This is a genomic window from Glaesserella sp. (assembly GCF_041814905.1).
In the GTDB taxonomy this organism is placed as follows: domain Bacteria; phylum Pseudomonadota; class Gammaproteobacteria; order Enterobacterales; family Pasteurellaceae; genus Glaesserella.
Genome location: NZ_JBGXYA010000019.1, coordinates 1 through 12517, shown reverse-complemented (window position 1 = coordinate 12517; position 12517 = coordinate 1). Strand labels below are relative to the sequence as shown.

The window sequence follows — 12517 nt, the reverse complement described above, 5'->3', positions numbered from 1 at the left end:
GAAACCGCTAACTGCATTGCTGTTTCCCGAAAATTTAGCGTTTCGCTGGCGAGGCAAAAATATTTAATCGCATCGAGTTTGTTCATTTAATTATTCTCTTTTTGACAATAGACAATTCTATTTTTATTGATTGTAGTGCAACCAACCGCCCGCTACAATACCCCCATCAAAACCAAACAGGAGAGCAAAATGAAAAATGTATTAGTGATTTCAGGACACCCGAATTTATCGCAATCCATCGCCAACAAAACCATTATCGACAGCTTAGCAAGCGGTCTAAATTCCGCAGAAATTCGCCGATTAGACTCACTTTACCCAACCGAACAAATTGATGTCGCGGCCGAACAACAAGCCTTGCTCAATGCCGATGTGATTGTGTGGCAATTTCCGTTTCACTGGTATTCCATGCCGGCGTTGATGAAAAAATGGCTTGACGAAGTGTTTTTGCACGGTTTTGCTCACGGTTCAACGGCAAAATTGGGCGGTAAAAAATTAGTGATTTCCATCACAACCGGCGCGCCCGAAGCGGCTTATCAAGAAAATGCGGTGATGAAACACACAATGGCGCAATTGGTTGCTCCTTTTGAAAGCATTGCGACGTTATGCCAATTGGATTTACAGAAAATCAGCTATTTAAACGGCGTGAGTTATGTTGGTCGTAACGAAGAAAAAATCGCAGAGCAAAAACAAACAGCGCGTGAATATGCTGAGCAACTTATTCAAACTATCAATGCCTTAACAGGAGAAAAATAATGTATTTAATTGATATTGCAATCAAACCGTCTGATTTATCCGAAACAGAACAAGCTCAACAGCTTGACGCACACCGAGCGTGGTTTGCCAAATATTTCCAACAAGGCAACTTTTTATTACTCGGTCCTTACTTGGATAAAGCCCGTGCCGGCGTGATCATTGCCCAAGCCGAAAGCCGTGAACAGCTAGAACAAATTTTAGCCGAAGATATTTATTACCCCGATTTAGCCGATTACCAAATCCGTGAATTTAAAGCGGCAATGGTGGCGGAAAATATCCAACAATTTCAAGGAGCATAAAATGAACAATATTGAAAACAAAGTTATCGTCATTACAGGTGCAAGTAGCGGTATTGGCGAAATCAGTGCCCGTTATCTTGCCGAGCGTGGCGCAAAATTAGTGCTTGCCGCAAGACGTGTTGAACGCTTAGAGCGTTTAGTTAGCGATATTCAAGCAAAAGGCGGCGAAGCCATTGCAGTGGCAACCGATGTCAGCAAGCAAAGCGATGTAGAGCAACTTATGCAAAAAGCGGTGGCGACTTTTGGGCGTGTGGATGTGTTAGTCAATAACGCAGGCGTGATGTTAATGGCACCAATGGCACAAACCAAAGTGGCGGAATGGGACAAAATGATTGATGTAAACATCAAAGGCGTGCTTTACGGTATTGCGGCGGCATTACCGATTATGCAAACGCAAAAGAGCGGTCATTTTATTAACATTTCTTCCGTAGCTGGCTTAAAAGTATCAGGCGGCATTGGCACAGTTTACAGTGCAACCAAATTTGCCGTGCGAGCCATTTCCGAAGGCTTAAGAATGGAAGTGGGTGGCGATATTCGCACCACAACTATTTACCCAGGGGCAATCGCCACCGAATTAGCGGATCACAGTAGCGACCAAACCAGTAGCGATGCTATCAAAGGTTTTTATGCAGCTAATGAAATTTCTGCAGACGCCATTGCCAAAGCGATTGTTTTTGCTATTGAACAACCTGCAGATGTCGATATTAACGAAATTACAGTCAGACCAACTCGTCAGGAGTTTTAAATAAAGAGCCTGAATTTTACAAAGTTCAGGCATTTAAAAACGAATTTACCACTTTTAATGTTATTTTTCCGGATGATAAGAAGCACTTAACAAATCTAAAAACTGCACAACGGCTTGTCGTTGTTGATGATCAAATTGTTGCCAATGAAAGTCATAGCGAGCTTTTAGTTCATCATTTGTTAATGTTGTTTTATTACAACATTCCAAAAAAAACCAATTAATTGGGGTAGCAAGTGCATTAGCAATGAGCATTAAATGGGCAATATTTACCTTGTTATCACCTCTCTCATAACGTAGTAATTGTTGCTGTGAAATGCCAATGCTTTCGGATAGTTGGTCAGCAGTAAGTTTTAATTCCTTACGGCGCATTTGAATACGCTTGCCTATTAAGCGATCAATATGAGACGGGGTTAATTGAGCCATTGATAATTTTCTCAATAAATTTTCATTTATTGAAATTTTAGCGAAGCTAGTGCGGAATAGAATATCATCTATTAAAAGTTTATAGAGCAAAAATCATCTATTGAAATTTCTTCAAAGATGGCGCAGAATGTAATATCAGCTATTAAAAGTTGATTATACAAAAAATCATTTATTAAAAATGTTAATTTAGGAGCAACAAATGCAAATCTTAGTTTTAGATCACCCTCGTGCAGGCGTAACATTCGAAGATTACCTTCCCCACTTACTGAATGAAACCAAGCACGCTTGGGAAGGCATTAAATCGGAGAAAATCCGTCAGATTTACTTCCGTAAAGATCGCCCGGGGATTGTGATTATTATGGAAGCAAACAGTGTAGAAGAAGCGCAAGAAGAATGTAAAACATTCCCATTGGCTCAAGCTGGTTTATTAGATTTTGAGTGTATCCCATTTGGTAACTATACGATGTGGGAAAACTTATTCAGCAATGAACATAAACTTACCAAATAAGGTATAAGGATAAATAATGACAAAACCAATTTTATGCGTAGTAACCAGCGCAACAGAAAAAGGCAATACAGGTATTCCAACAGGTTTCTGGTTAAGTGAATTAACACACCCATTAAAAGTGATCGAAGATGCCGGTTTTAAAACCGTGATTGCTTCAATCAACGGTGGTCAAGCACCAATTGATAAAGACAGCCTGGATTTTAATGACCCAGTAAATGCTTACTTTTGGGAAACCAATTTACAAGAACGTCTTGCAAACACATTAAGTGTGGCAGATGTAAAAGGCGAAGATTATTCTGCGGTATTTTTTGCTGGTGGTCACGGTACTATGTGGGATTTCCGTGATAGTGAAGACGCTCAACGCATTATTCGTGAAGTATATGAAAATAACGGTATTGTATCAGCTGTTTGCCACGGTCCCGCTGCATTAGTGGATGCAAAATTAAGTAATGGCGAATATCTCGTCAAAGGTAAAAACGTAGCTGCATTTACCAATAAGGAAGAAGACGAAGTACAAGGAACAGCAATTGTGCCATTCTTATTAGAAACGGCATTGATTGAACACGGTGCTATTCATCACGAAGCACCTAACTGGTCTGAAAATGTTATTGTAGATGGTCGTTTAATCACAGGACAAAATCCTGCATCTGCTCACGGGGTAGGGGTTGAAGTCGTAAAAGCACTTTCATAAAAATTATGTCCCTTTCTTTATGATAAAGAAAGGGACAATTCCCCAAATGGATAAATTTATCGAAATGAATATCTTCAATCCGAACCGCCGTAAATTTCTTACCCAAAGTGCGGTTATTTTGACAAGTAATTTTTTACCTACTCTATCCTATAGCCAAATAGATAACAGCAAGGAAAATAGCAAAATGAAATTAATTTGTGTGGAAGAACACGTTTTAGATCCTGCTATTGCAAAAGCAACTATGCCACAAGTGTTGCAGCAAGCACCTTATCTCTCTCACTGGGGCAAACGTGTACAAGATGGCAATAATGCCGATCATAGTCGTCCGCAAATTGAAAAGAACGATTTAATCAATCCGAAGGGGATGGAATTTGATGTAAAACGCTTGGCGGATATGGATTTAGCAAACATTGATATGCAAGTACTTTCTGTGGGCGGTTTTCCACAATTTGCCCCACTTGAATTGCACCAACAGGCGAATGATAAATTAGCAGCTGCCATCAAAAAATATCCGAACCATTTCGCGGCAATGGCGACCTTGCCTTGGGCGGAACCTGAGCAAGCTGTGGCAGAATTAGAACGTGCAGTGAAAGAATTGGGCTTGCGTGGCGCATTATTGAATGGTCGCCCATCTGACGATTTTCTCGATCACCCACGTTATGAAAAATTATTGGCAAAATTTGATGAACTGAATGTACCACTTTATCTTCATCCAGGCATTCCTGTGCCAGCGGTGCAACAAGCCTATTATAGCGGCTTTGATAATGAAGTTACTGCTCGCCTTTCAATGTTTGGCTGGGGCTGGCATAACGAAGCAGGGATCCATTTATTGCGTTTAATGCTTTCAGGGGCGTTTGACCGCTACCCGAATTTACAGGTGATCAGCGGACACTGGGGCGAAATGCTACCTTTTTATTTACAACGTTTAGACGACAGCCTGCCACAAGTCGCTACAGGTTTAAAACGTAGCTTGATTGACACTTTCAAACAACAGGTTTTCGTCAGCCCAAGCGGTATGCTCACTCAACCACACTTTCAATTTATCTACGATTTAGTGGGTGCAGAACGCATTTTATTCTCGGTGGATTACCCATACCAAACCTTAGACGGTGTGCGTGATTTTCTCGAAAACCTGCCCATCTCACAGGCAGAAAAAGAGTTGATTGCGTATAAAAATGCGGAGAAGTTGTTTGGGATTAAGGCTTAATTTTGAGGTAATTAATTACCCTAAAGGGGATAAATGATTATTAGTTTTTACCTAATATTCAATTTGTCATTTATGGTCTAATCAAATAAAGTGAAACACTCATAATATCCGCTCAATAATTTAACTTCCAATAGGATAAAACAAAATGCAATACACAAAACTTGGACAATCCGATTTAAACATTTCCCGCATTTGTATGGGCTGCATGGGCTTTGGCGATGCGACCACAGGGCAACATTCTTGGACGATTAATGAAGCCGAAACCCGTGAAATTATTCGCTACGGTTTAGACAATGGCATTAACTTCTATGACACCGCGATTGCCTATCAAAACGGTTCAAGCGAACGTTATGTGGGCAAAGCCTTGCGTGATTTTGCCAAACGTGAAGACGTGGTGGTGGCAACCAAATTTTTGCCACGTACCCAAGCCCAAATTGCGGCAGGTGTAAGTGGCAAACAAGCTATTGAGCAATCGCTCAACCAAAGTTTGCAAAATCTCGGCATGGATTATATTGATCTTTATATTTATCATATTTGGGACTACAACACGCCGATTGCCGAAGTGTTAGAAACGCTACATCAAGCGGTGCAATCAGGCAAAGTACGCGCAATTGGCATTGCCAATGTTTATGCGTGGCAACTAGCAAAAGCCAATGCCCTTGCGGAGCGTGAAGGCTGGACAAAATTTGTTTCGGTACAAAATCACTATAATTTGATTATGCGTGAAGATGAACGCGAACTGTTCGGATTATGTACCGAAGACAATATCGCCCTTACGCCTTATAGTGCTTTGGCTTCAGGTCGTCTTTCTCGTTTAGATAGCACCCAAACCAAACGTGCGTTAGAAGATGTTTACGCGAAAGGCAAATATGACGCGACCGCTGAACAAGACCGCATAATTATTGAACGCGTGGCAGAAATCGCCCAGAAATATGGCGTGTCAATGACAGAAGTGTCTCTTGCTTGGTTGCTCACCAAAGTAGATTCCCCTGTGGTGGGCGCAACGAAAAAACATCATATTGATGGCGCGGTAAATGCGGTGAATTTGACCTTGAGTGCAGATGATATTCGTTATTTAGAAGAAGCATATCAACCGCATAATTTGGTGGGCGTTATGGCGCAAAATACGCCTGCAACCAAAGATAATAAACAGGTTTGGAGCCGTTAGGAAATCGCAAAATCTTTTGCAAACTTGACCGCTCTTGTAAACAATCAACCAATTTAAGAAGGAAAAGAAAATGAAACCATTACCAAAAATCGCATTAGGCACTTGGTCTTGGGGTGTGGGTATGTTCGGTGGCGATGCCGTATTTGGCAACCACTTAACCGAAGCACAAATGAAAGAAGTATTTGATACGGCAATCGCCAACGGCTTGAATTTATGGGATACCGCTTATGCCTATGGCTTGGGTGATTCCGAGAAAGAATTGGGCAAATTTATCCGTCAGCAACCCAAAGGGAGCGTGATTGTTTCCACCAAATTCACGCCTAACCTTGCGGACGAAACTCAAGCCGATCCGTTTACGTCAATGTTAGAAGGCAGTCTTGAGCGTTTGGGCGTGGACGACATCGATATTTACTGGATCCATAACTCGTTAGATGTGGAACGTTGGACACCGTATTTAATTCCTGCACTGAAAAGTGGTAAAGTGAAAGCCGTAGGCGTGTCAAATCACAGCCTTGAGCAAGTGAAACGTGTAAATGAAATTTTAGGTGCAGAAGGCTTCAAAATCAATGCAGTTCAAAACCATTTCAGCTTACTTTACCGCAATTCATTAGACGATGGCTTGCTTGATTATTGCAAACAAAACGGCATCACTTTCTTTGCTTATATGGTATTGGAACAAGGGGCATTGAGCGGTAGATACAATGTAGCAAACCCATTGCCGGAAGGATCAATGCGCGCAGCAACCTACAACAAAGTATTACCGCAATTAGCGAAACTCACCGATGCGATGGCAGAAATGGGCAAAGCACAAGGCGTAAGTGCAGCACAAATCGCATTAGCCTGGGCAATTCACAAAGGCGCATTACCGCTTGTGGGCGCAACTAAAGTGCATCACGTAACCGATGCGGCAAAAGCGGCTAAAATTGTGCTGACCGATGAACAAGTCGCACAACTTGAACAACTTGCAAAAGACACAGGCGTAGATACCCGTGGCGGTTGGGAAGGCGAGGCGTAATTGGCAGCTACAACGCTTAAACCAAGCAGTTACCTCTTGCCAATAAAAAAATTTAAAATTAAGGAAACACTATGAAAAAATGGGCTTTTTTATTAGGACTAACAATGAGTTTATCAACCCAAGCCGAACCGATTATCCGCATTTTTGAAATGCAAATCCGCCCCGAAAGCGTGCAAAAATTTACCGAATTAGGCAAAAACAATATTCGCCAATCAAGTCGTCTAAGCCAGCATAAACAAAATAAACTCATTGAGCAGTTTGTGGCAGGTGCCACTGCTTAAAAGGTGTATACCGTCGTTGCCCCCAATACGCAATCCGCGACACTTTTACCGATTATTTGAGAAAAAGTGAAACCTGACAGCATTGTTTACACCGATTTCTACCGAAGCTATGATGTGCTTGATGTGAGTGAGTTTACCATTTTCGCATCAATCACTGTACCCACTTTGCTGAAAAGCAAAATCATATAAGCGGAATCGAGAATTTTTGGAACCAGTGAAACGCCATTTACGTAAGTTTAACGGCATTCCTAAAGCTCATTTTGAACTGTATTTGAAGGAATACGAATGGCATTTTAATTGCAGTAACTTAAAATCTCAAATTTCATTTTTAAAACAATTAATTAAAGAGAATTTAGTCTAGTTATCTAAGACAGCCCCAAATTTAATGCAACATAAAAACGGGCGCATAAGCGCCCGTTTTTTTATGCTTCTTTTGCCATTTCAAACTCAATCAACATCATTAAAATATGAATTACTTTGATATGAATTTCTTGGATACGATCGGCATAACGGAAATGAGGTACACGAATTTCTACATCCGCTAAACCCGCCATTTGTCCGCCGTCTTTACCAGTCATTGCAATAACTTTCATCCCCTTAGCTTTTGCCGCAGCAATTGCATTTAATACATTTTTAGAATTACCGGAAGTAGACAAACCAAACAGCACATCACCTTTTTGCCCAACCGCCTCAACATAACGGGAAAATACATATTCATAACCGAAATCATTACTTACACAGCTTAAATGGCTAACATCAGAAATTGCAATTGCTGGATAGCCCGGACGGTTTTCGCGATAGCGCCCTGTTAGCTCTTCGGCAAAATGCATTGCATCGCAATGGGAGCCGCCGTTACCGCAAGAAAGCACTTTTCCGCCTTGTTTAAAACTGTCGGAAATTAATAATGCCGCCTCTTGAATCAGTTTCAAGTTATTTTCATCTTTAATAAATTTATCTAATACGTCTGCAGCTTCTTTAAGTTCTACAAGAATTTGTTGTTGATACATAGTCTACCCTTTTTTGAAAAATAGTCAGCCAAACTGACCGCTTGTAAGTTACAAAGTCCGGGCAAAGTCTAACATAAGCCTTAAACTTAACACTAGGAAAAACAGCAAAAATTAGGTAGAATCTCGCCGTTTTATTGTTTTAAATTAAGGAACAACCCCATGATTAACGAAATTAAAAAAGACGCTCAAGAGCGTATGGAAAAAAGTGTTGAAGCTTTAAAAACCCACATTGCTAAAATCCGCACCGGTCGTGCGCAACCAAGCTTATTAGATGCAATCCAAGTAGATTATTATGGTTCGGCAACACCGCTTCGCCAATTAGCCAACGTCGTGGCGGAAGATGCTCGCACTCTTGCAGTAACCGTTTTCGACCGTTCTTTAATCAGCGCAGTAGAAAAAGCGATTTTGACCTCTGATTTAGGTTTAAATCCCTCTTCCGCCGGCACAACTATCCGAGTTCCCCTCCCACCGTTAACAGAAGAACGTCGTCGCGATTTAATTAAAATTGTGAAAGGTGAAGCAGAGCAAGGTAAAGTTGCCGTACGTAACGTACGCCGTGATGCGAATGATAAAATCAAAGCATTACTAAAAGATAAAGAAATCAGTGAAAATGACGAACGTAAAGCACAAGAAGATATTCAAAAATTAACAGATACTTACATTAAAAAAATGGATGAAGTATTGGCAGATAAAGAAAAAGAATTGATGGATTTCTAATTTTTATTCCACGAAATTAAATAAAATTTAATTATTCTATTCACATTTAATAATTTAAATCGCGATTAAAGTTATTTAACATTGATTGATCCTCCTATATTTTGAATATTGGTTATCAACCTGTTCTACTATATAGTGAGGATTTATTAATTACATTTGTTCCTTTTTCATAATTTCGTGCCAATCTGGTCATTGCGGTAATAATAGGTCGTACAAGCGGTCGGATTGGCGCTATTTTTTGCAAAATGTAACATTAATGATTCGAACGCTTATTTTTTATCGCTCTCAACATCTTTCCGACATGCCTCTATTTCTTGGCAATATGGATACAAATTATCATAATCAAAATTATGCCAATACTGTTTCCAATTAGGATCAATATTCAAATGATTTTTTTCTAAAAAATTATTATCCTTTAGAAGTAAAATAGCGTCTTTATTTCCTTTTTCAGCGGCTTTTTGAAGAAAAGTTGCAGTTTGTTCATAATTTTGTTTTTTAGAAAAAAACAAATATTCATTATATTCTATTTCTCCCGTATCAAAGCATAAACATATTTCTCTTTCCTTCCAGATCTTAGCTTTTATTAAATCCGCTTCCACCCCGTATTTCCCTGTAGTATAAACTTCATGTATTAGTCTGAAAGTTTCAGCATCTCGAGTTAATATCAATGGATATAAATAATTATAAGCTTCAAAAAAATTTTCATCCTTTATATTGGTTATAAATGAATTGTATATTTTTTCTTTATCTAAATATGTCTTTTTATAAAAGAATATATAGAAAACAGATAATATAATAATCAAAAAAACAACGAGTTTCTTCATTTACTTCACCACCGTCATCTCTGGAGAGTCCACATCTTTTAAAATTTGCTCTAATTCAGAATATTTACTCATGCCTTGTGCATTTGTTTTATCAACTGTAATACATCCCCAAGATACGCTACCTTTATGAAGATAAAACGAATTTCTACTTCTGAAAATCCTAGTAAAAAATCCTTCATCCAACCACCATGAACCACCGAATTTATCTGTACGTATCATTTTATATTTTCCTGGTAAGGTAGGTCCGTAGTTTTTACTATTTAAGCACGCCTGACTAACATTATTTTGGCATTTCGTGGTTCCTTCATTTCTTCCTGAAAATACGCCATCGTTCTTTGTAATAGAAACAGTTTTAGTCTCCCTATTTTCTACTCTTGTACACGTCAATTCTTGTTTACTAATCTGGTATAAACAACTTGCTGCTGCTTTTAATCCCAATGGATCCATCCAATTTTGTATATTATCTCCAAACCGATACAAATTCTCCCCACCGGCTAATCCAATAGGGTCAAGGCTGGTGAATCTGCCCACATTCGGCTCGTAATAACGGAAAAAGTTGTAATGTAAGCCTGTTTCTTCATCTGCGTATTGGTTTTGTAAACGGAACGGTTGATGAACGGCTTTTTGGTCCGTTAAATTATAACTTTCGTTTAGTTTGCCCCAACCGGTGTAACTTCCGTACCAACAGAGTTTACCGTTCTCATCCGTTAGCTCTCTCGGAATTCCGATTTGGTCATTGTGATAGTAGTAACAAGCGGTCGGATTGGCGCTGTTTTTTGCAAATGCCAACTGTGCCAACGGTTCGTAACTGCTTGGGTGTGTGTAGATATAGCTGTATTTGGATTGGGCATTTTCTTCTTGCACTAAATGCGAGCCGTCCCAAATAAAACGGGTTTCTTGTAAATTTCCGTGGCTTTCGCACCGCTTGCTGATTCGTCTACCTAGTACATCGTATTGGTATTGCCAGATTTCGGTCGCTTGGTTCGGTTTTTGAATTGTCACCTCAATCAGCTTGTCTTTTGCGTTGTCAGCATAACGCTGCCCTTCACCGTTCGGAAAAATTTGTTGGCTTAAAGTTCTAAATTTATCATAGCGATATCGAATACCTTGATAGTGCGAGATTTGGTTATCTTTAATTCGCTTACTTTCCTGCTTAATAATATTGTGTGCAAGGTCAAGGCTATCCCTCTACTTTTTCAATTAACCGGTCCATGTCGCCGGATCTTAAACAGGATTGTATTTTAAATTTATTAAGTCACATTAATATTTTCTAATTTTTTAAGGGTATATTTATCACAATAAACTGCCAATGGTTGCCAATTTGTTTCTATCTTATTACCATTAACTAAAATTGTTATATCATTAACATTTAAATCTAAATACTTTTTACAAATTTCTTGATTCGGCAATAGTCCCCATTTATTTAAATCCGATGATTGAAGGAGTTCTAATTGACTTACTATCTTAGTATTTTCCAAAGTTTCCTTTACTACTATAGGAAATATACCATCAGTCACAGCACTATCTGTACCATTATTAATAGTCCACCCTAGAAAACATAAATCGTTTAAACTTAATTTAGGATCCCATTCATCATGATGAGAAAACTGATTTTCTTCTATATATGGTAAATAACCTGCTATAAATATCACATACTTATTCTCATTAATTAGATCATCCATTAAAGATTTATCTTTCAAAATTAAATCACTAGTATATTCCACATCATTACCATTTCCACTGACCACTTTATTTTTTATTTTTGAAATAAATTCTATATCACAAGAATCTTTACACAATTCAGGAATTAAAAAAAACCTATCATTAAATCGACATAAACTTGAATAAATATTAAAGTGATGTAAATATAATTTCATTCTATGCTCCAATACCAATTTTTATAAGAAACCTAAGGATACCTTGGAGGCTCTCCCTTACCATTCAGATTAATAGAATTCGGAGGTGGCGTATATACATGATGTCCATAAGTACGTTTTATATAAGAAGAGTGTTGCCACTTACAAGAACAATCCCTAGAATCTTGTACAACAGCAAATAACTTATAATGCATTATTGGAATTCCATCATTATTTCTTGAGCCATCTTTTCCCCGTATGACAGCTCTAGGTCCTATATATCCAACTGTCCCAACTGGATAAGGGCTACAAGGCGGACAACCCGTGCTAGTTTTACTACAACTACTTATCTCCGTCATTGACTGGCTACCACTTTGACTTCCTTCATTTGAAGCCGCTCCGGAAGAACTCTCAGATTCTTCCATCGCCTCCATCGTACCTTGAACACCGACATAAGCCGCTGTTCCAAACAGCATTCCCCAAAAAGCATAGGCAGCGTAGCCAGCTGCCGGAACAAATAACCCTAAAGGATCAACTGCGTTCTGAACTGTACCTTCAAATCTATATAGATTATTACCACCCAATAACCCTATCGGATCCAACTGCGTAAATCGCCCCACGTTCGGCTCGTAATAACGGAAAAAGTTGTAATGTAAGCCGGTTTCTTCGTCTGCGTATTGGTTCTGTAGGCGGAACGGTTGGTGAATGCCTTCTTTAAGAGCAAAGCTGTTTTTCAGCTTACCCCAACCCGTATAATCCCCATACCAACAGAGATTGCCTTGTTCATCTGTTAGCTCTCTCGGAATGCCAATTTGGTCATTGTGATAGTAGTAACAAGCGGTCGGATTGGCGCTGTTTTTTGCAAATGCCAACTGTGCCAAAGGTTCATAACTGTTCGGGTGGCTGTAAATATAGCTGTAAGTGCGGTTAGTTTTGTGGTCAATTTCTTGCACCAAATGCGAACCGTCCCAGATAAATTTTTGTAAATTATCTTGGTTTTCTAACCGCTTGCTGATTCATCTG

At 39.2% G+C, this 12517-nt stretch carries 16 protein-coding genes and 1 pseudogene; 11 read left to right on the top strand and 6 right to left on the bottom strand.

Features of this window, described 5'->3' with window-relative positions; translation table 11 throughout:
- Positions 1 to 189: 189 nt before the first annotated feature.
- The 3 genes from ACEYJ7_RS03005 to ACEYJ7_RS02995 are packed head-to-tail and all read left to right on the top strand — an operon-like array spanning position 190 to position 1797.
- A complete protein-coding gene (locus ACEYJ7_RS03005) occupies positions 190 to 753 on the top strand; it encodes an NAD(P)H-dependent oxidoreductase (protein ID WP_373777541.1) in 564 nt (187 codons plus the stop codon).
- Positions 753 to 1052 (top strand): YciI family protein, encoded by a 300-nt coding sequence (locus tag ACEYJ7_RS03000; RefSeq protein WP_373777540.1) that lies wholly within the window; start codon positions 753 to 755, stop codon positions 1050 to 1052. The genes ACEYJ7_RS03005 and ACEYJ7_RS03000 overlap by 1 nt, the downstream gene beginning before the upstream one ends.
- A 1-nt stretch (position 1053) precedes the next feature.
- Positions 1054 to 1797 carry an SDR family oxidoreductase gene (locus ACEYJ7_RS02995; protein ID WP_373777539.1) on the top strand — a complete coding sequence of 248 codons (744 nt, stop codon included), beginning with the start codon at positions 1054 to 1056 and terminating at the stop codon, positions 1795 to 1797.
- Positions 1798 to 1857: 60 nt separating this feature from the next.
- Here the strand turns inward: ACEYJ7_RS02995 and ACEYJ7_RS02990 are convergent, their stop codons facing one another.
- On the bottom strand, positions 1858 to 2220 hold the full coding sequence (locus tag ACEYJ7_RS02990) for a helix-turn-helix domain-containing protein (protein WP_373777538.1): 363 nt from the start codon (positions 2218 to 2220) through the stop codon (positions 1858 to 1860).
- 199 nt (positions 2221 to 2419) lie between these two features.
- Between ACEYJ7_RS02990 and ACEYJ7_RS02985 the strand changes: the two genes are divergently transcribed.
- The 7 genes and pseudogenes from ACEYJ7_RS02985 to ACEYJ7_RS02955 form a co-directional block, all read left to right on the top strand.
- The gene (locus ACEYJ7_RS02985; protein WP_373777537.1) at positions 2420 to 2728 is read left to right on the top strand and encodes a hypothetical protein; all 309 of its coding nucleotides are present in this window, start codon (positions 2420 to 2422) and stop codon (positions 2726 to 2728) included.
- Between the two features lie 16 nt (positions 2729 to 2744).
- The gene (locus tag ACEYJ7_RS02980) at positions 2745 to 3419 is read left to right on the top strand and encodes a type 1 glutamine amidotransferase domain-containing protein (RefSeq protein WP_373777536.1); all 675 of its coding nucleotides are present in this window, start codon (positions 2745 to 2747) and stop codon (positions 3417 to 3419) included.
- A 46-nt stretch (positions 3420 to 3465) separates the two neighbouring features.
- Positions 3466 to 4626 carry an amidohydrolase family protein gene (locus tag ACEYJ7_RS02975; protein WP_373777535.1) on the top strand — a complete coding sequence of 387 codons (1161 nt, stop codon included), beginning with the start codon at positions 3466 to 3468 and terminating at the stop codon, positions 4624 to 4626.
- A gap of 145 nt (positions 4627 to 4771) precedes the next feature.
- Positions 4772 to 5794 carry an aldo/keto reductase gene (locus ACEYJ7_RS02970; protein ID WP_373777534.1) on the top strand — a complete coding sequence of 341 codons (1023 nt, stop codon included), beginning with the start codon at positions 4772 to 4774 and terminating at the stop codon, positions 5792 to 5794.
- Between the two features lie 70 nt (positions 5795 to 5864).
- Positions 5865 to 6809 (top strand): aldo/keto reductase, encoded by a 945-nt coding sequence (locus ACEYJ7_RS02965; RefSeq protein WP_373777533.1) that lies wholly within the window; start codon positions 5865 to 5867, stop codon positions 6807 to 6809.
- A 71-nt stretch (positions 6810 to 6880) separates the two neighbouring features.
- Positions 6881 to 7090 carry a hypothetical protein gene (locus ACEYJ7_RS02960; protein WP_373777532.1) on the top strand — a complete coding sequence of 70 codons (210 nt, stop codon included), beginning with the start codon at positions 6881 to 6883 and terminating at the stop codon, positions 7088 to 7090.
- Positions 7091 to 7451, top strand: a pseudogene (locus tag ACEYJ7_RS02955) (IS1595 family transposase); the annotation flags it as partial. It abuts the gene before it with no gap.
- A gap of 61 nt (positions 7452 to 7512) precedes the next feature.
- Here the strand turns inward: ACEYJ7_RS02955 and lpcA are convergent.
- On the bottom strand, positions 7513 to 8097 hold the full coding sequence (gene lpcA / locus ACEYJ7_RS02950; RefSeq protein WP_373777531.1) for a D-sedoheptulose 7-phosphate isomerase: 585 nt from the start codon (positions 8095 to 8097) through the stop codon (positions 7513 to 7515).
- A 159-nt stretch (positions 8098 to 8256) separates the two neighbouring features.
- Here lpcA and frr point away from each other — a divergent pair, with 159 nt between their 5' ends.
- Entirely contained in the window at positions 8257 to 8814 is a 558-nt protein-coding gene (frr, locus tag ACEYJ7_RS02945; RefSeq protein WP_373777530.1) for a ribosome recycling factor, read from the top strand.
- Between the two features lie 269 nt (positions 8815 to 9083).
- Here the strand turns inward: frr and ACEYJ7_RS02940 are convergent, their stop codons facing one another.
- The 4 genes from ACEYJ7_RS02940 to ACEYJ7_RS02925 form a co-directional block, all read right to left on the bottom strand.
- Positions 9084 to 9638: a hypothetical protein gene (locus ACEYJ7_RS02940; protein ID WP_373777529.1), complete on the bottom strand. Its 555-nt coding sequence runs from the start codon at positions 9636 to 9638 to the stop codon at positions 9084 to 9086.
- Complete coding sequence (locus ACEYJ7_RS02935) at positions 9639 to 10640, bottom strand: RHS repeat-associated core domain-containing protein (RefSeq protein WP_373777528.1); 1002 nt, start codon at positions 10638 to 10640, stop codon at positions 9639 to 9641. It lies immediately after the preceding gene.
- A gap of 248 nt (positions 10641 to 10888) precedes the next feature.
- Complete coding sequence (locus ACEYJ7_RS02930) at positions 10889 to 11515, bottom strand: hypothetical protein (RefSeq protein WP_373777527.1); 627 nt, start codon at positions 11513 to 11515, stop codon at positions 10889 to 10891.
- Between the two features lie 32 nt (positions 11516 to 11547).
- On the bottom strand, positions 11548 to 12447 hold the full coding sequence (locus tag ACEYJ7_RS02925; protein WP_373777526.1) for an RHS repeat-associated core domain-containing protein: 900 nt from the start codon (positions 12445 to 12447) through the stop codon (positions 11548 to 11550).
- Positions 12448 to 12517: the final 70 nt, after the last annotated feature.